We start from the raw sequence: 17,951 nt of genomic DNA, 5'->3' as shown, positions 1-17,951 counted from the left end.
AGGTGTGCGCGTCAGTGGAGAAGTTCCTCGTGCCCAGCAGGCGGATGCGCAACCTGACCTTCAAGCTGCTCCCCCACATGCCGGGCAAGAAGCTCGTCAACACGCTGACCACCAGGGCCGCCAACGCCATCGACCTGGACCTGGCACGCTAGCGGGAACTGCGGCGGTGCACGATCACCTTGTCGCTCCGGCCCGGATACACCATGACCAGGATGTGCTGCGGCGTCCACGACTCCCAGTCGGGCTCCCGGTAGTGCACCCTGACCCGGTAGTGGCCCTTGCCGAGGAACGCCAGGTTCGGCAGCTCCCCCTCCCCGTCCATCGGATCCATCAGCTCGATGCGCCCCGCAAGGCTCTCGTAGCCGACCTCCACCACGTGGTTCCAGTCCTTGACCTCGACCGGCGGCCTGCGCCGGTACGTCTCGGCGGTGAGGCAGATGTCGAAGTCGGAGTGGCTGAGGATCATCAGGTGCCCGGGAATGCCGGCCACCAGGCCGTTGTCCTGCACGGTGTTCAGCAGGCCGTCGTCGAACTGCCCGCCTTCCTCCCCTTCGTAGGATTCCAGCACGCCGTAGTCGGTCCGCGTACGCTCGGGGGCCACGCGCACGGGCTTGGTCAGCGGCCGGTGCCGGGAGGCGTCGCAGACCCTCTGGTTCGCCGCTTCCCGAGCCTGGTACTCGGCCTCCTCCGCGTCCCGCTCCCGTTTGACGTCGGCGGCGGCCTTGGGACAGATCGGGGCGATCAACCAGCGGTCGGCCTCAGAGCCCGTGTAGACCGCACACCTGGTACGGCCGTAGGCCAGGGCGAGGTGGTCGGGCACCTTGGTGAAGCGCTCGCCCGCGTGAGCCTCGCAGAGGTAGGCACGATCGCCCGTGGGTGTCTCCTTCCCGCCTCGGTCGATGGATCCGCACTGGTCGACGGCTGTGATGGGGCCGGATCCCAGGTCGGCGACCGGCAGGAAGGAGAGCAGGGCGAGCAGCGCCACGCCGGTCGCGGTTCGCCGGAACAAGCGGGTCCGCAGGATCCGCCGCACCCGGTGCCGGGGGATGCGCACGGCGGCCAGGACGGACAGCGCGGCGATCGTGGGCGCGATGTCCGGGGCGAGGAAGAACTTCAGGCCTTCGATCCCGCCCCAGATGTCGAGGCAGTCCCTGTCGACGGCCAGGTCCACGGCGAAGCCCAGCAGGGTGGAGCCGTACAGGACGAGGATGGCGCCCGCGATCACGCGGGAGACGATCCGGCCGATTCGGGGGCGCCCCATTCTGGACGACAGCAGGTGCGTCAGGAAGGCGAGTGCCACGAGCGGCGCGCCGCCGTACCAGAGCAGTGGCACCCACCCGACCACCGACCACAGAAAGCCGGACGCCTCCTGACGAATATCCCAGGCTGGACAGAAACGGTAGTAACTGAACATCCCGAACAAGACACCCATTCGGGTAAGCAGATAGCCCACCCCAGCCGCCGACGCGATGAGGGCGACGGCCCACCATAAACGTGATCTCTTGGACACGATCCGCCAACGTACAGGCGGGCACCGACACGAAGCGGGGGAACGCGTCAGGTTCGGCGCAGCACCGAGAAGACGATCTGGTCGTGCCACTGGCCGCCGCGCCACTGGGCCTCGCGGATGACGCCTTCGCGCTGGAAGCCGGCCTTCTCCAGCGCGCGCTGCTCGGCGTGGTTGGCGATGTCGGTGAAGGCTTGCACGCGGTGGGCCCGGGTGTGCTGGAAGAGGTAGTCGACGAGCTGCCGCTGCGCCTCGGTCCCGACGCCGCGTCCCTGGTGGGCCGGCCGGATGCGGATGCCGATGGACCAGCACCACGAGGTGACCGGCGGACCCCAGGAGCCCTTGAACCAGTCGACGCGTCCGGCCACGTCGTCGCCGGTGCGGACGGTCAGCGTGCCGCCGTCCTCGCTCAGCAGCCCGGTGTCGGCGAACGCGCGCCGCTCCCGCACCGCCGCCCGGTGCCCGAACCACTGGTAGTGTCCCGCGCCCACCGGTGTGTCGAACTCCTCCTCGAAGATCGCCAAGTCGCCTGCCAGGACCGGACGCAGCGTCACGAGGCTCACGCGGGATCTCCTTCGTCGAGGTCGGCTCCGGAACCAGGCTAGGCCAGAAGCAGGACCGCGTCCCAGCAGGTGACAGGGGCACGCAAGAACGGAATGGCCTCAGAGTGGTCACCGGGATAGTCCTAGACCTGAGCCGGTGGGGTCCGAAACCTGCCAGTCACAGCAGGTCACAGCTGTTTGGCTGAGGGACCATGCATACCGGGAGAACACCGCTGCTGGGCTGGCTGGCCGTCGTCTCGGTGATGATGGGGATTTTCTCCATCGTCACCACCGAGATCATGCCGATCGGCCTACTGACCACCATCGGATCACATTTTCAGATCTCGGACGGCACGGCGGGCTGGATGATGACGATGCCCGGGATCATCGCCGCTGTCGCCGCCCCGCTGGTCACCGTGACAACCCGGCGAATAGACCGCCGTTTGATGCTCTGTGCCCTCATGGCCCTGCTCGCCGCGGCCGATTTCCTTTCCGCCGCCGCACCCACCTACTGGGTGATGTTGACGGCCAGGGCATTGGTCGGATTCACCATTGGCGGTTTCTGGTCGATAGGCGCCGGACTGGCCGTCCGCCTGGTGGGGGAAAAGTCGGCCGTAACGGCCACCGCGGTCATCTTCTCCGCCGTCCCCCTCGGCTCTGTCCTGGGCGTTCCCGCAGGCACCCTGATCGGGCATGTCGCCGGTTGGCGGGCCTCTTTCGCGGTCATGGGAATTCTGACCGTGGGCGTTCTAGTGGCGCTGATCGCATTGCTGCCACCCCTGCCTCCCGTCCAGGCGACGCGCCTGAATGTGCTCGGCGGCCTGCTCCGCAGAACCGATATCCGGATCGGCCTCGTCGCGACCTTCCTCATCGTGACCGCCCACTTCGGGACCTACACGTATGTGACCCCTTTCCTCCAGCAGGTCACACATCTCGAATCAGGACTTATCAGCACGGTATTGCTGGTGTACGGCGCCGCCGGGATCGTGGGCAATTTCATCGCGGGCTCGACGATCTCCCGCAACCTGCGCGCCACCTTCATCGTCAGCGCCTGCATGCTCGCCGCCGCGACCCTGCTGCTTCCCGTTCTCGGCGCCGGGGACGCCGGCGCGATCGGGTTGCTCATCGTCTGGGGGCTCGCCTACGGCGCCGTGCCGGTCTGCTCGCAGACCTGGCTCGCCAGGGCGGCGCCGCACGCGCAGGAGGCGGCCACGGTCCTGTTCACCTCCTCGTTCCAGGCGACCATCTCCATCGGCGCGCTGCTCGGCGGCGTCGTCGTGGACGTCGCCTCCACCTCGGCCGTCATGGTGTGCGGCGGCGTGGTCGCGGCGCTCACCGTGATTGCGCTGAGCCGGCCGGAACCGGCTACACTGCCGCCCGTGACTCTCTCGGACGAGTACGCCGCCCGTAGCGGCGGCGTGAACTCTCGGTAACCACGCTTCGCCGCATCTGCGTCAATCGCCGGTGTGGCCCCTCGTGCTGCCCGGCTCCCTGTTCGATTCGCGGAGCGCGTAGTGCACAAAAATCTTCTGTTCGTCCTCATGCTGTCAGCGTTGACGATCCCCCTGACGATCACGGGCGCGTCGGTCGCGCTGCCGGACATCGCAGCCGACCTGGACGCCGGTCTGGCCGCGACCCAGTGGGTCGTGAACGGCTACAACGCCGGCTTCGCCGGCTTCCTCGTGCTGACCGGTTCACTGGCCGACGTGCTCGGCCGGCGGCGGATCTTCGCCTGCGGGGTGGCGCTGTTCTGCGCGAGCGGCCTGATCAGCACGGTGGCCGACGACATCCTGCTGCTCAACGCCGTACGCGCCCTCGGCGGTGTCGGCGCGGCCGCCGCCACCACCGGCATGTCCTCGATCCTGGCCGCCGTGTTCGAGGGTCCGGCCCGGGGGCGGGCGTTCGGGCTGCTGGGCAGCGTCCTCGGTGCCGGGCTCGCGTTCGGGCCGACGGTCAGCGGCCTGCTGGTGCAGGTGCTCGGCTGGCGGGCGGTCTTCGCCGTACCGGCCGCGATCGCCGGGCTGGTCCTGCTGATGACGCCCCTGCTGCCCCGGATCCCGGGCGAGCGCGGACGGCGCGTCGACTGGCCGGGCGCGGCGCTGTTCACCACGGCGCTGCTGCTGCTGATCTTCGCCCTGAACGAGGGGCCCGCGCTCGGGTTCGGCAGCCCGCCCGTCGTCGGCGGATTCGTCGTGGCGGCCGTCCTGGGCGTGGCCCTCGTCCTGGTGGAACGGCGCACCGCCGATCCGATGTTCGACCTCGGCCTGCTGACCAACCGCCGGTTCCTGGCCCTCGCCCTCGCGGCGGGCACGCTCATGGCGGTGCTGGTCCCGCTGGTGGTGTACCTGCCGTCCTACCTCATCTCGGTCGTCGGGCTCGACGCCGGGCAGGCGGGCGTCTGGCTGCTCATGCTCACCGTGCCGTCGGTGTTCCTGCCCTCGGCGGGCGCGGCACTGGCCAGGCGGGTGCCGACGGTGGTGGTCGTGGCCGGGTCGGTGGCGGTCACCGGAACCGGCGCGCTGCTGCTGGTGACCGTCGGCCCGTCCAGCACACCACTGCGGCTGCTCGTGCCGTTCGTCCTGATCGGTACGGGCGTCGGATTGTCCAACGGCGTGCTGGACGGACTGGCGATCAGCACGGTACGGCCGGAGCAGGCGGGCACGGCGGCGGGCATGTTCAACACCGCCCGCCTGGCCACCGAGACGATCGCGCTCGCGGTGGTGGGCGCGCTGCTGGCCTCCCTCAGCGGCAGCCGCCTCGAAGGCCCGGCCTTCACCGGCGCCCTGCACGCCACCGGCCTCGCCCTGGCCGCCTTCGCCGCGGCGTCCACGGCCTGCGTCGTCGTCCTGTTCCGGCGCAGCCGCTGACATCAGCGTCCCTGTCAGGGCCAAGGAGAACCCGGCTCCTTGGCCCTGCTCACCACCGATCCCAGTGCAGGACCTGCCATCTTCCACACCCTCACACGCGGCCGGCTCACCGGGCAAGGTTCTGGGGATCGACGCCTGACAGAGCTCTACCTCAGCGCGGTCAACCGCTCCGAGACCTTTTCCAGTTCGTGGCTCGGGGCCGGGAGAGAATCCCACATCACTCGCAGATCGTCGCCATGCCAGCGTGGCACCACATGGGTGTGGAAGTGAAAGACGTCCTGCCAGGCGGCCTCGCCCGTGGAGTGGACGACGTTCACGCCCTCGGGAGCGAAGACCGCGTTCAGCAAACCGGCGACTCGATGCACCATCCGGGCGACATGGCCGTGAGCGACCTCGGAGATCTCCCAAAGGTCCCGCGCATGCTCGCGCGGGACCACCAAGGTGTGCCCGGGAGAGGCGGGCGCGATGTCGAGGAAAGCCACGGCGTACTCATCCTCAAGGACGCGATAAGAGGGCTGCCGGCCGATGACGATCTCGCAGAAGACGCAGTCGTTCATCGTCCCATGATCACACCTGGCCGGGCCCCACCCGCTCATCAACCCTGAGAATGACAACTCCCGGGTGGATGTCATGCGCCGAACAATTCGGCAGAGTGGCCTCGCCAGCCCACCCCCTCCCAAGGAGACCTCCAGGATGCATTCGGTGCGGAAGCTGTGGGCACGGGTTCTCGCGGTGCTGGCGGCCATCCTCCTCGCCGCCGTCGCCGGAATCGCCCTGGCCTACCCTTCCGTGGCGGCGGCCACCTGCCCCGGCTGCTACGGCCTGGCCGAGCTGGAGGAGGGCGTCTACACGGAGAGCGGGCTCTCGGATCCGCAGAAGGCACAGGTGAGGCAGGTGATCCGGCAGGCGCACAAGCTGGTCGCCGACTTCTACGGCTCCCAGGAGAGCTCGCCCAGCCTGCTCATCTGCCTGACGGACGCCTGCTACTCGCGCATCGGGGGCAAGAAGGAGCGCGGCATCGCGATCCTCAACCGATCGGTGATGCTGTCGCCGCGGGGTGTGGACGCCGTGATCGCCTCGCACGAGATGTCCCACGTCGAACTGCACAACAGGCTCACGTCCACGGCGGAGCTCCCGCAGTGGTTCGACGAGGGCCTGGCCGTGGTGGTCTCCGATGACGCCCGCTATCTGGCGCCCGAGTCGGCCGCCGACCGCTGCCTGATCACACCGGCGGGGCCGCTCCCGGTCACGCTGGAGGAGTGGTTGAGCGCGGCGAGCAAGGACGCCGGCACATACGCCAAGTCCGCCTGCCAGGTGAGCCGCTGGCTCCGCGAGAACGGCGGCCGCGCGGGCCTGCTGTCCTTGATCGACCGCCTCAACGCCGGCGAGCACTTCACCTCGATCGTGAAGCCCACCCATTGACGCGCTCTCCGGCGTGAACGCCGAAGATTCAGCCTGTGCCGCTCTCACGGCACTTCCGTGGCTTCCTGCTTCACCGACCTGCGCCACCGAAGTGGTCTTATCGGGTCTCCACAGGCTTGTGAATCCCGCAGGACTCCGTTCCCGCCCGCCCGGCGGTACCTGACCCCGTCAGATTAGCGGACGAGCGAGCCGTGGAGACCTTGCTGCGCGGAATCGCCACCGACTATCCCAAACTGGTCGAACACCACCGCCGCTTGTCCGGCCACGTCCACCTCTGAACGACACGCCCCGGCTATGACGACATATCGGGAACCGATGACGATGCCGAACGTGATGAAAGCGCCACCGCGATGCGCGATCAAGTAATGGGGATTGCCTTTACTTGTGGGGCAATCGTGGCACACTGCGCAAAGCGAGACGGGAGGTACACACATGCCAGACCAAGACGATGACGCTCCCGAGGCGCGCAAACACCCTTATGCCGGGTATGGGCGACCTCTTGAGGTATCCGACCGCTCTTCGCCGGATCCCGGACACGTCCCCCTCGCCGAGCCGGAGAGCGATCCCCCTCCCGCGGAGGACGGTCTCGACGAGCGGTACTGGGCGGAGCGGCGGGCCCGATTAGCAGACCCGGAGGAGTGGCACGACCCTCCTCGCCGAGGCATCGACTGGCGGAGTTCCGCACCCTTCGTCCTACTACTGGTGCTGTGTGTCGGTGTGGGCCTGTGGCTGGGGTGGCCGAGCTCCGGAGAGGGCCAGGTGCTGCCCGCCGGAGTGAGCACCACCTCCGCCACCCCGACGCCGACCACCACGCGGGCCGTACTGTTCACACCGCTGGCCACGCCCTCGGACCCGCCCCGCGCCACCCGCAGCGCCAAGCCCTCCCCGACGGCGAAGCCGTCCCGGCGTCCGACGCCCGAGCCGACCGCCCGGCCGACGGCACGCCCCACCCCCAAGCCGACCCGGACGCTCGCCCCCTCGCCCCGGCCGACCAAGTCCGCCGCCCGCAAGAAGCCGAGCCCCACGCCGAGCAGGACGCCGACCGAGGACGAGGGCCCGCAGACCCCGCCTCCGCCGCCGGCCGAGGAATGCGAGAGCTGGAGCGAGTGTCACAACGACCCTCCGCCGATCGGTTGAGTTCATGGCGGTGTACTCTCGCGCGGCGCCAGCTGCATCGCACGGGCGACCAAGGAATTGACGAATCCCTGCGCCAGCCCGATCCGCCGTAGTACGCTGGCATAGTTGTACTCGCGAGCGATGTCGATCAACCAGTCCGTCTCGCCGGCGCGGGGACTGGACGGCCAATCGGCAATTTTGGTAGTTGCAGCGGTTCCGTCTGGATGGGCCATTGCGTAAGTGATCCAGGCCGCATAGGTTACAGATTCCAGCCGTTGCGCAGGGACGGCAGCGGTTACCGCGTACGCGCGTGCCAGCAGCAGGACGTCGGACGAGCTCAGTGTCCGTAACTTGAACAAGCCCTCATTGATGACAGTCTCTCGAGCGACCAGTTCGGCACTGGCGGTGTCGAACTCTCTCCGTACACGGACCAGGTCGGGGAAGGCGATCTGGAGATCCGTCCATAACGGTCTGAGGATCCACAGCGCGCGGCGAGGTCTTAGCCATTGCGCCAGCAAGTCGAGTGCCGGCAAGGCGATACCGATGAAGCCCACAGTGTAAAAGGGCAGGTTGATACTGATGCTCAGCTCCGTCGACCAGGGCACGTTCGGCGCGGGCAGACCGGTTACCTGCGGGATCAGGAAGGACATCGTGTATACCGAGCGGGTCGCGCAGCCTACCGATGCCCAGGCCAGAATGTGCCAGCCACGCCTGAGCCACACCCTGTCGCAGATGTGGGCCAGGCGAAAGAACATCGTCACCTTGATGACGAAAACCACTATCACGTACGTCTCGTAGACGCCGAGGTAGAGCAGCTGCGGGGTTGTCGCCTGCTGCTGTCCGACGGCCGTGTAGGTGGCGCTGGAGCTCAGATCGTTGCCGAAGGCCAGCGCCGCGAAGCAGATGATGATGGGAACGGCGACGTACCACGGGTAGCGGATACGGCGCCTCCACGTGAGATCCCCGCTCCCCACCGAGGCGATCATCTCCCAGGTCACCGCCGAGGCGAGCGCGATGACCACGAGGGATGTCTCCAGGAAGAACGGGAGAGCGGGGGTCCCACTGAGGCTGGTCAGCCAAGGTGACAAGGCCGTCTGCCCGATGCTGATGCTGATGATGCCCGAAGTGAGCGCCAGCCAGATCATCAGGTGCTGCGGGGAACGACGCATCCCCGGCATGCGCATGAGGGTGATCGTCCACATGATCGCCAGACAGGCCACTATCAGGGCACTACGCACGGCGTCGCCGCCTGAAGGGGTCCACCAGGGGGCTGGCCATCCGTCCCACCATGCCGGGCCCGTTGTCGATCTCGTCGTGCCGAGTCATGAGGCGTTCGCGTAACAAGATCGCGAATGTCTCGGCTTCCTCCTCCTGTTCACTTCGGAACGTGGTACGCCCGGTGATCCTCTTGACCGCATCCAGGCCCCCGTACTTCATCAGCGTGGGCGCCACGACCAGAGCGAGCTGCTCCAGTCTCGCGTCCGGTTCCCCGAGGTGATCGTGTTCGACGTGGCCGAGTTCGTGGCCGAAGAACGTGATCTGCAGTGAGATGGGGATGGCCGGGGCTGAGGCATATCCGATGATGTCGCGCAGGAGTCCGGGTGTGTCCGGATCTTCGACTTGCACCCAGAAACCCGTGACCGAACTACAGCTGGACAACGGGGTATGGACGGGGTTGAAGGGAACCGGAATCACAGCGCGCTCACGGTGTGCGCTGAGCGCTCGGCAGTACTGGTCGATGTCGAAGGGGTCGGGTAAGAGTTGGAAGACTCCTGCATGCCGGTCGCGCAGGGCCTGGAAGGAGACGGGCACTGAGAGCCTCCTTAGGCGGGGGAGATCAGGAGACGACGCTCACTCGGGGCCGGGGATGCGTCATTCGTCGTGTGGTGATCGGGAGATCTTGTCCTTGTTCTGTTCGAGCACGGTGAGCAGGGCTTCGATGGCGTCGAGGGTGGCCGGGTCTCCTTCCGCGACCCGGTCGGCGCGAAGGGCGATGGCGCGGACTCGCTTGTCGACGGTCAGGTCTCGTAGTTGTTCCATTTCGCGAAATACCTTGGTTCCGGCGGGGTCGTCCAAAAGGATCATGCGCGGCTGATCGAAGAAGTCGGCAAGGGCATACACGGTCTCCAGCGTGGGGTTAGTGGTGGTCCCATCGCGCAGCCGGCCGATGGTGCTGGCGCTGACACCAGAGCCCTTGGCCACGGCCAGATCGCTGTAGGGCTTGCCGGTATGCGGATTGACTATGTGTTCGAAGAGCCAGTTCAACCGTTCAGCCAGGGTCGGCGACGGTGATGGTGACGGAGTGGACACCAGACATCTCCCTGAAGTTCGCGGGGTTCGTCCTTTATGGGTGGCGAGAGTATCGGATTCACCACAGATGCGGAAGATGATATTGACACTGGTGTATCACACCGGTCATGGTGGGTCCCCATAGAAGACGAATAGTCACATGGGCCTCACCTTTGATGGCGAGTCGCGGGGACTCCAGCGGGGGCGGGCTCAGCCTGACCAGTACCGAACGGACCTCACGATGGATCGCATCACTCCCCTGTCCCCCGGCGAGTACGCCTCCCTGCTCAAGCGCCTGCCCAGCCGCGTCCACCCCGGCACCCGCCCGCACACGCTCTGGGGGATGGCCCCTGTCGCCCCCATCCACCTCGGCTTCGACCAGCTCATCGTGCACCAGCAGTGGCTGGTCCAGGCCGAGGCCCAGCACGTCGTTCTGCTGGCCGACCTGCACGCCGCGCTCAGCCGCGGCCTGTCTCCGGCGGTGATCGCGCCCCGCGCCGCCTACTACCAGCACTACCTCCAGCACGTGTGCGGCCTGTCGGCCACCTTCGTGCGCGGCACCGACATCCAGCGCTCCCCCGACTACGTCGACCGGCTGTACACCCTGCTGGCCTCGGCCCGCCTCAACCGCCTGGTGGCGGCCGCGCCCGACGCCCGCACCGCCTTCGCCGTCTCACAGGTCGCCATGCAACTCGTCGACCCGCTGGTCCTGGGCGTGGACGCGGTCTTCGCCGACGTCGGCCAGGCCAAGATCTACGACGCCTTACCCCCCGACCAGCGAGACCGCCTGTCGGCCGGACACGGCCCGAACAAGCTCTACCCGACCCTCATCTACGCCGACCTCAGCTGCGACACGCGCGGCCGGCCACTGCGCGAGAGCACCTCCCAGACTCGTATCACCATCCATGACGACCACGCCACCCTCACCCGCAAGATCAAGAAGATGTACGCGCCGCCGGCCGGTCAGCCGCTGGTGCCGGGCAGCATCAACGCGCTGCTGGAGCACTTCCAGTGGTCGGTCTTCCCCTGGACGGCCGACCCCGTGCCGGTGCGCACTCGCGGGGGCGGCGGCTACTCGTTCTTCTCCAGTTACGAGGACCTGGCTGACGCCTACGAGGCCGGCGCCATCCACCCCGCCGACGGCAAGAACGCGCTCCTGCTGATGCTCTGGGCCCGCCTGCAGGACGTCCAACATCAGATGCCGCCGGCGCTCACCTCCTGGATCACCGAGCGATGACGGTGACGCCTGCCCGGCAGGCACCCGAACCGAGATCGGCCGGAGCGACGCCATCCTCACGGCACCGCGCCGCGGCCGCCAGGCCGATCCGTTTCGCGCTGTTGCGCCTGATCACCGCCGGCGTCATGGCGGTGATCATGGCCGACACCGTGGCGACGACCATGGCCATTCCGGCCCTGGTCGACGACACGATGACGCGGGGGATCCCGCTCCCCCAGCTCACCTGGATCAGCACCATCAACTTCGCCGTCATCGCCGCACTGCTGGCCACCGCGGGCCGCTGCGCCGACCTGCTGGGCCGGCGCGGTCTGCTGGCCCTCGGCCTGGCGCTGTTCGCCGGCGGCGCGGTCGGCGCGGTCATCGCCGTCGACTGGCCGATCCTGCTGGCCGGCCGCCTGGTCCAGGGCATCGGCGCCGCGATGATCATCCCCGCCTCGCTGGGCATGCTGCTCAGCGAGCTCCCGCTCGAACGGCGCGGCGGCGCGATCGCCCTGTGGAGCTCCGCGGGCGGCGTCGGCGCCCTGGCCCTGCACGGCTTCGGCGGCCTGCTCCTGGAGATGTACGGCTGGCGCGCCCTGTACCTCCCCAGCGCCATCATCGGCCTGGCCCTGCTCGTGCTCACCCCCGGCCTGCCCCGCTCACGCCCCGGGGTGCGCCGGATGCCCGACCTGATCGGCGCCGTGGCCCTCGTCTGCGCCAGCGGCGCACTCGTCCTGCTCATCTCCCAGGCGGGTATCTGGGACTGGAGACCCACCCTGCTCTGCGCGGTCGGCGCGATGGTGCTGCTGGACCTGGCCGTCGTCCGCTCCCGGCGGCATCCCGCGGCCGCCGTCGACACCACCCTGTGGCGGCGGCCGGGCTTCGCCTGGGGCGGGATCGCCACCTTCGCCTACGGCCTGCTCTGCTTCCCCGTGCTGGCCATCGCCCCGCTGTTCCTGCGCGACGCCGGAGTCGACGCCGGACAGATCGGCACCTGGCTGGTGCCCATGTCGCTGGCCGTCATCGTGGCCAGCCCGCTGGCGGCGATCGCGGGGCGCCGTACCGGCGTGCACGCGATCATCTATCTCGGCTCGCTGGCCGTCGGCAGCGCGAGCGTGCTGCTGCTGGCCCATCCCGAACCCGGCCGGTGGAGCCTGGTGGCCTCCATCGTGCTGGGAGCCGGATTCGGCGCGATGGCCACCGGGGCCTCCAGCGCCGGGACCCTGACGGTCGAGCCCGCCCAGCACGGCGCCGCCGTCGGCGCGATCACCACCACCCGGATGCTGGGCGGGGCACTCGGTGTGGCGGCCGCCTCCACCGTGATCAGCCACGCCGTCACCGAGGGCCCCGAGGCGGGTTACGCGCTGGTACTGATCGGCTGCCTGCTGATCGCGGCGCTGACCGGGGCGCTGTCCATCGTGCAAGTGATCCGCGGGCGGGGCCGCGCGCTGGGGGTGGCCACCGTCGCCGTCACCAACGCGCAGGTCACGGTGCCCCGCAGGCTGCTGCTGGAGCTGCGCGCCAGCTTCGTGCAGATCAGCGCCGAGGCCGACAACGCGCTCGCCCGCCTGGCACCGGCCCCCGCGGCCATGCCGCTGTCGGCTCCGACGATGGCCGACGCGCTGCCCGACCGGCGACCGCCACCGGCCTGGCCGTCCCATCAGCCGACGAACACACCCGTCCTGCGCCATCCCCTCTGATCGCGTGAAGGAGACGCCCGCCATGTCCACCACCGTGTACGACCCCGCGCACAGCCACATGAACGGCACCCGTGAGCACCATCGGAGCTCGCGGGCCGTACCGGACCGGGAGGGTCCCGCGCCCGTCGGCCGGCACCGCCACCCGTACGCCTCCGACCCGCGTCCCGGCCCGGACGTGATGCCGCTCGCCGCCCCCGTGGCGGTCGCGGAACCGATCGAGCGGGCCTGGCCGCGCTGGCAGGACTTCGACGACGAGACCCCGACCGCGAGCATGCGGGCGCTGTTCCCGGCGGCACTGCTCGCGCAGGTGCCCGAGCCGGCCGCGCTGACGCCGGAGGACCTCAGCCGGCTTCGGCACGTCCGGGACGTCGCCCGCGAGGCGATAGCCGTGATCGACAGGATGCTCGACCAGGCGTCCTGACCCCCCTGACATCTGCCCATGGGAAGGAGCGCCCCAGTGCCCCACCCTGAACCGGACAACCCGCCTGGCCCCCGCGGCCGGCACGCCCGTGCCGACGGCGACGATCCGGATGACTTTCGTAGTTGGGATAGCCGCGCCGACAAGGTCGACGACCTTGAGCGGGTGCACAAGGAGGTGTACGCGGAGATGTGGGCCGATCGCCCGGACGAGGCGCCGGCGGAGGCACGCATTCAGCTGCGGCCGCTGCTGCGGATAACCGCTCTGCTGGGCGGCGGCGGGCTGATCGCCATGCTGCTGTGGCAGGGCATGTTCGGCAACAGCGGCCAGGCCACCCTGTCGTCCGGAGTCCGGGCCGGTCAGGTGCAGAATCCGCTTCCGTCGCTGGAGGATCCCTCCGCGCTGCTGGCCACCGATCCCGCGCTCCAAGTCCCACCGACCCAGCCGGGCCGGTCCGTTCCCGACCAACCCAGCCGCGGGCCCAGCGCCGCCCCGAGCACGCTGCCCACGCCGCCGCGGACGAAGGCGTCCAAGCAGCCCACGATCAGACCGACCGGCAAGCCCACCAGGGACACCGTCGTCCCCCCGCCGCGGACCACCAAGGAGCCCCAGCGCGACCAGGGGCCGAAGGATCCGCCGTCCACCAAGCCGACCGGCAAGTCCTCGGATCCCATCACCCAGCCGTCCACCAAGGTGGCGCCGCCGCCGCCCAAGCCGGCGCCGCCACCGCCGCGGGCCCAGCTGTCCAACTCCTCCATCAGCCTCGGCGCGGAGCGGTCGGGATCCTTCTCGGTCGACTTCTCCCCCGGCACCGGCACCGCGACCGCCTCAGGGTCCGGGGCGATCTCGGTATCGGGCAACTCCTTCACCGTCAACGCACCCCGCTCCAAGCCCGGCTGCGGCACCACCCCGACGACGGAGTCGGGCACCATCACCGTCTCCTGGTCCGGGTCCAACACCGGCGACGGGACCACCACCTCCGGTACCACGCACGGCAGCGGCTCGCTCACCCTCTCGGTCAGCTGGACCATCGCTCAGGACAGGGGGCAGTGGGTCGTCACACCAGGTGGAGGCGGCCACTGGATGAACTGCGGCAGCTAAACGATCACTCTTGAAGCGAGGATTCCCGATGAAGCGCCCCCTGAGCGGTACCGGACGCGAGAAGATCATCGCCGTCGTCGGTATCGTGCTCGCCCTTCTGGCGACCTCCATCGTGGTCGCGGTCGCCGAGACCGTCGACCCGTTCGGCGGCGCGTCGGGCCCCAGACCTCCGGCACCCGCCTGCGAGGACCTGCTCCCCCCCGACGCCAACCCGTTCCTGTGCGACCCCAACGGCAAGACGCCCGCCGAGCTGATCGCCGGCTACCAGGAGATCGACACCACCGGGACGGGCCTGGTCGCGGTCTCCCCCACCGTGCCGAGCAAGCGCATCACCATCTGCCATGAACTGTCCGACCTGGCGGCTCTGGGCCAGTGCGGCAAGGGGGGACAGACCATCTGCCAGCCCATCGACGGGCAGCGCCAAACCTGGCAGTGCTACAACTCCAAGACCCGGCAGTACACCACGCACAGCATCTCCGCGATCAAGCAGGTGTGCGGCGTCGGCAAGGGGCGCCGCTGCGGCGGCCTCGACAACGCCCGCGCCGACATGGGCGCCACCCGCGGCGTCAACAGCGCGCCCACCGAGATCCCCGTGGCACTGCCCTCGGACCGGCCGAGCACGCAGGCGCCCACCACTCCCGATCCGACCGCGATGCCGACACAGGATCCGCAGCCGTCCGCGGGCGAGAACCCCGAGGTCGCCCAGGCGATCGCGGCCGCGAGTCAGCAGCAGTTGCGGGTATGGCTGGAGGCCGATCTGACCGCGGCGTGGGCGGCCGGCCGTACCGTGCATGCCAAGGCCGTGGCCGCGCTGGTACGGCAGGCGAAGAGCGCGCAGGTGATCGGCGTGAACTTCGCGGACTCGCTGGCCTTCACCGGCTGGCAGTCGGCGGCCGATGTACGGCAGTTCATGGTGGCCACCTCTCGCGCCCTACGGGCGGCGCTGCCCGGTAAGCGGATCGCTGTCTCGGTGATCGTTCCCGAGCTGGGCTGCGGTTCCTCGCTGACCTGTGTCACCGCGATGCGCCAGAAGTACCCCCTGGTGACCAAGGACAACGTCAGCGGCTACCTGGCCGGCAATGTCGTGGACAACATCTACGTCGCCACCGGCCTGCTGCGCGACGACTACGCCAAGCACCAGATCAGCCTCAAGGGCAAGAGCCAGCGGATCACCCCGGCCATCGCCGCCGAGGCCCAATGGCTGATGATCAAGGCGCTGGGCTGGGACGCGATCATGCCCGTGGGTGCTCGCGAGTACGGCTTCGCCCACCAGACAGACCGCTCCACCTGGGACACCGCCCGCGCCAAGCTCGAACTTGACACCCGGGTACGAGGGCCCATCGTCAACCACCCCGTCGGCACCGTCACCTTGTGGGCCCACCGCTCCACCGCGGACGCCCGGATCTGGCGGCTGTTCGACGCGGGGCTGGCCGACAACGCGGTCACCGAGCAACTGGCCGCCGAACCCGCCCTGCGCAACCGCGTCGGCGTCCTGTTCGACCCCACCGACGTCGAGGTCGGCATAGCCGCCGACCTGGCCCAGGTGGCCAGAGTGGCCGGCGAGGTGTTCATCATCACCCGCTGACCTCACGCACCTCTCCGCCCCTCCGGCAAGGGGCGGAGACCCGGGCCCTGGACGGGCCTCGACGGGTGGGAACCGTACTCGCGGCGGCGGCCGACAATCCAGCCGTCCCTGACCTGGTCCGCAGGGAACAGGCCGGACGGTCGGCAACTCCGCCGGTACGGCTCGGCGCGACCACCCTGTCGAGAAGCCGTCCAGGGCCTTCCCCTCTTACCGGACGCCCATCGGCGGCGGGCCGCTCGTAGTAGCCATGCGCTGGGCGAGCCCGGTCGGGCTGGCAACACATCTTAAAACTGGACTATCATCGCAATATGGCGATTGATAGTGAAGCTGGCCGATGTGTGAGTGCTGACATCGCCGCAGGCATCTCCCCCGCGGCGGCACTGTTCCACTCGCTGGCCGATGGGACCCGGCTGCGGATCGTGCAGCGTCTCGCGCGTGGCGAGGCTCGGGTGGTGGACCTGACCGCGGAGCTCGGGCTGGCCCAGTCCACGGTGTCCAAACACCTGGCCTGCCTGCGCGACTGCGGACTGATCGACTACCGCGCCGAAGGCCGCCAGTCGTTCTACGCGCTGACCCGGCCGGAGCTGATGGACGTCCTCGCCTCGGCCGAACAGTTGCTGGCCGCCACCGGTCACGTGGTCGCGCTGTGCCCCGCCCACGGCGACAGGACGACCGGGTCATGACCGCGCTGAACCTGTCACCCCTGGCCCCGGCCCGGCGCGCGGTGCTGCACCGCCGGATCCGGCTGCTGGTGGGGGCGACCATCACCTACAACGTGATCGAGGCGGCGGTGGCCATCACCGCCGGTACCGTCGCCTCCTCGGCCGCGCTGATCGGCTTCGGCCTGGACTCCGTCGTGGAGGTCGCCTCCGCCGCCGCGGTCGCCTGGCAGTTCTCCGCCGCCGACCCCGAGCGGCGGGAAAGGGCAGCCTTGCGCGTTGTCGCGATCTCGTTCTTCGTCCTGGCCGCCTACGTCACCTTCGACGCTGTACGCGCGCTGCTGGGCGTCGGCGAAGCCGGACACTCCACCCCCGGCCTCATCCTCGCCGCCCTCTCCCTGCTGATCATGCCGTTCCTGTCGTACGCTCAGCGGCGCGCGGGCCGCGAGCTCGGCTCGGCCTCGGCGGTGGCCGACTCCAAGCAGACCCTGCTGTGCACCTACCTGTCGGCGGTGCTGCTGGTCGGCCTGACGCTCAACAGCCTGTTCGGCTGGTCGTGGGCCGACCCGATCGCCGCCCTGGTCATCGCCGCGGTCGCGGTCAAGGAAGGCCGCGAGGCCTGGCGAGGGGACGCCTGCTGCGCCAATGGCTCCACCTCTTGCCGCTCACCAATCAAGGAGGACAATCGATGATCGGCCGGAGAATGCCCGCCCTGGTGCGAGCCGCCTACACCGCCGAGATGATCGCGGCCCGTGCCGCCGCGGATCCGGCCGCCCGGTGGCGGCACCTGGAACGCGCGCACATCCTGTCCCAGCCCTGGGCCTGGCCGCACACCCGCAACCACATCTCCATGCTGGCCCTCGCGATCGTCCAGCGAGACCGGCGCGAGGCCCTCGGCCAGGTGGTACGGATCATCGTGGCCGCCCCCGGCTCGGCGCTGGGCCGCTACCCCGAAGGCAACACCGGCCGCACCCGCGTCGGCCTCACCCAGCCCATGCCCATGCCGGCCGACCTGGCCGCCCTGCTGGCCTCCACCTGAGCCCCCTGGTAGCCGCCGCGTCCGGTCTACAGCCGCTTTGCATTGATATCGACTCCCGGCACCCCTCCCATCTTTTTGCTGGTCAGGCCGTTAAAGCACCCCTCGGCCCCACAGCGCCGCGCCATGGCAGAGCGACGGCATCTTCACCCGGCTCAGCGGCCTGCTCCGACGATTAGTGCGCACCAGCGAAGGATGTGACCCCGACCCAAGCGCCTGCGTCATCGACGCCCAAAGCGTCAAGACCTCCACCAACGTCCCCGCCCACAGCCAGGGCCACGATGCCGGCAAGAAGATCGCCGGCCGCAAGCGCAGCATCGTCACCGACACCCTCGGCCTGCTCCTCGCGGTCCCGGTCACCGCCGCCGGCGTCTCCGACAGCGCCGCCGGCCTGCCCCTGCTGACCCAGGTCGCCGCAGAGAACCCGGCCATCACGGGGCATGACGAGCATCCGAGCGAAAAGTCCCGTTAGCGGGTGGCCACAGCTAACTAT

The 17,951-nt window shown here is 69.2% G+C and carries 19 protein-coding genes and 1 pseudogene; 14 read left to right on the top strand and 6 right to left on the bottom strand.

The window, feature by feature from the left end:
• Nucleotides 1–14: 14 nt before the first annotated feature.
• Nucleotides 15–152, top strand: coding sequence for a hypothetical protein (locus ABZ911_RS29825; RefSeq protein WP_358063100.1), 138 nt, complete (start codon nt 15–17; stop codon nt 150–152).
• Here ABZ911_RS29825 and ABZ911_RS29820 read toward each other — a convergent pair.
• Complete coding sequence (locus ABZ911_RS29820; RefSeq protein WP_358063097.1) at nt 149–1,414, bottom strand: hypothetical protein; 1,266 nt, start codon at nt 1,412–1,414, stop codon at nt 149–151. The two genes, ABZ911_RS29825 and ABZ911_RS29820, sit on opposite strands and share 4 nt — an antisense overlap.
• 143 nt (nt 1,415–1,557) lie before the next feature.
• Nucleotides 1,558–2,070 carry a GNAT family N-acetyltransferase gene (locus ABZ911_RS29815; RefSeq protein WP_358063094.1) on the bottom strand — a complete coding sequence of 171 codons (513 nt, stop codon included), beginning with the start codon at nt 2,068–2,070 and terminating at the stop codon, nt 1,558–1,560.
• 191 nt (nt 2,071–2,261) lie between these two features.
• Between ABZ911_RS29815 and ABZ911_RS29810 the strand changes: the two genes are divergently transcribed.
• Complete coding sequence (locus ABZ911_RS29810) at nt 2,262–3,482, top strand: MFS transporter (protein ID WP_358063091.1); 1,221 nt, start codon at nt 2,262–2,264, stop codon at nt 3,480–3,482.
• 108 nt (nt 3,483–3,590) lie between these two features.
• A complete protein-coding gene (locus ABZ911_RS29805; RefSeq protein WP_358063373.1) occupies nt 3,591–4,916 on the top strand; it encodes an MFS transporter in 1,326 nt (441 codons plus the stop codon).
• A gap of 146 nt (nt 4,917–5,062) precedes the next feature.
• Here ABZ911_RS29805 and ABZ911_RS29800 read toward each other — a convergent pair whose 3' ends face one another.
• Nucleotides 5,063–5,473 carry an HIT domain-containing protein gene (locus tag ABZ911_RS29800; RefSeq protein ID WP_358063088.1) on the bottom strand — a complete coding sequence of 137 codons (411 nt, stop codon included), beginning with the start codon at nt 5,471–5,473 and terminating at the stop codon, nt 5,063–5,065.
• A 136-nt stretch (nt 5,474–5,609) separates the two neighbouring features.
• On the opposite strand from ABZ911_RS29800, the gene ABZ911_RS29795 reads away from it, so the two are divergent.
• Both ABZ911_RS29795 and ABZ911_RS29790 read left to right on the top strand, forming a co-directional pair.
• The gene (locus ABZ911_RS29795) at nt 5,610–6,338 is read left to right on the top strand and encodes a hypothetical protein (RefSeq protein WP_358063085.1); all 729 of its coding nucleotides are present in this window, start codon (nt 5,610–5,612) and stop codon (nt 6,336–6,338) included.
• Nucleotides 6,339–7,040: 702 nt separating this feature from the next.
• A complete protein-coding gene (locus ABZ911_RS29790) occupies nt 7,041–7,475 on the top strand; it encodes a hypothetical protein (protein ID WP_358063082.1) in 435 nt (144 codons plus the stop codon).
• Nucleotides 7,476–7,477: 2 nt separating this feature from the next.
• Here the strand turns inward: ABZ911_RS29790 and ABZ911_RS29785 are convergent, their stop codons facing one another.
• The 3 genes from ABZ911_RS29785 to ABZ911_RS29775 all read right to left on the bottom strand — a co-directional run bounded on the left by ABZ911_RS29785 (nt 7,478) and on the right by ABZ911_RS29775 (nt 9,764).
• Nucleotides 7,478–8,692 (bottom strand): DUF6545 domain-containing protein, encoded by a 1,215-nt coding sequence (locus ABZ911_RS29785; protein WP_358063080.1) that lies wholly within the window; start codon nt 8,690–8,692, stop codon nt 7,478–7,480.
• A complete protein-coding gene (locus ABZ911_RS29780; RefSeq protein ID WP_358063078.1) occupies nt 8,685–9,080 on the bottom strand; it encodes a hypothetical protein in 396 nt (131 codons plus the stop codon). The genes ABZ911_RS29785 and ABZ911_RS29780 overlap by 8 nt, the downstream gene beginning before the upstream one ends.
• 246 nt (nt 9,081–9,326) lie before the next feature.
• A complete protein-coding gene (locus ABZ911_RS29775) occupies nt 9,327–9,764 on the bottom strand; it encodes a helix-turn-helix transcriptional regulator (RefSeq protein WP_358063075.1) in 438 nt (145 codons plus the stop codon).
• 220 nt (nt 9,765–9,984) lie between these two features.
• Between ABZ911_RS29775 and ABZ911_RS29770 the strand changes: the two genes are divergently transcribed.
• The 9 genes and pseudogenes from ABZ911_RS29770 to ABZ911_RS29730 all read left to right on the top strand — a co-directional run.
• Nucleotides 9,985–10,980 carry a hypothetical protein gene (locus ABZ911_RS29770; RefSeq protein WP_358063072.1) on the top strand — a complete coding sequence of 332 codons (996 nt, stop codon included), beginning with the start codon at nt 9,985–9,987 and terminating at the stop codon, nt 10,978–10,980.
• Nucleotides 10,977–12,659, top strand: a complete 1,683-nt coding sequence (locus ABZ911_RS29765) for an MFS transporter (protein WP_358063069.1) — start codon at nt 10,977–10,979, stop codon at nt 12,657–12,659. The genes ABZ911_RS29770 and ABZ911_RS29765 overlap by 4 nt, the downstream gene beginning before the upstream one ends.
• Before the next feature lie 22 nt (nt 12,660–12,681).
• Nucleotides 12,682–13,080 (top strand): hypothetical protein, encoded by a 399-nt coding sequence (locus ABZ911_RS29760; protein ID WP_358063066.1) that lies wholly within the window; start codon nt 12,682–12,684, stop codon nt 13,078–13,080.
• A gap of 36 nt (nt 13,081–13,116) precedes the next feature.
• Complete coding sequence (locus ABZ911_RS29755; protein WP_358063063.1) at nt 13,117–14,178, top strand: hypothetical protein; 1,062 nt, start codon at nt 13,117–13,119, stop codon at nt 14,176–14,178.
• A gap of 28 nt (nt 14,179–14,206) precedes the next feature.
• The gene (locus ABZ911_RS29750; protein ID WP_358063060.1) at nt 14,207–15,763 is read left to right on the top strand and encodes a hypothetical protein; all 1,557 of its coding nucleotides are present in this window, start codon (nt 14,207–14,209) and stop codon (nt 15,761–15,763) included.
• A gap of 308 nt (nt 15,764–16,071) precedes the next feature.
• Nucleotides 16,072–16,446: a metalloregulator ArsR/SmtB family transcription factor gene (locus tag ABZ911_RS29745; RefSeq protein WP_358063057.1), complete on the top strand. Its 375-nt coding sequence runs from the start codon at nt 16,072–16,074 to the stop codon at nt 16,444–16,446.
• Nucleotides 16,443–17,114, top strand: a complete 672-nt coding sequence (locus ABZ911_RS29740; RefSeq protein WP_358063054.1) for a cation transporter — start codon at nt 16,443–16,445, stop codon at nt 17,112–17,114. The genes ABZ911_RS29745 and ABZ911_RS29740 overlap by 4 nt, the downstream gene beginning before the upstream one ends.
• A complete protein-coding gene (locus tag ABZ911_RS29735; protein ID WP_358063051.1) occupies nt 17,111–17,461 on the top strand; it encodes a DUF3703 domain-containing protein in 351 nt (116 codons plus the stop codon). Before ABZ911_RS29740 ends, ABZ911_RS29735 begins: the two co-directional genes overlap by 4 nt.
• A 109-nt stretch (nt 17,462–17,570) precedes the next feature.
• A pseudogene (locus ABZ911_RS29730) lies at nt 17,571–17,930 on the top strand (transposase); the annotation flags it as partial.
• Nucleotides 17,931–17,951: the final 21 nt, after the last annotated feature.

Origin of the sequence: Nonomuraea sp. NPDC046570 (genome assembly GCF_040645915.1) — a bacterium.
In the GTDB taxonomy this organism is placed as follows: Bacteria; Actinomycetota; Actinomycetes; order Streptosporangiales; family Streptosporangiaceae; genus Nonomuraea.
This window is presented reverse-complemented; position numbering and strand designations above follow the sequence as displayed.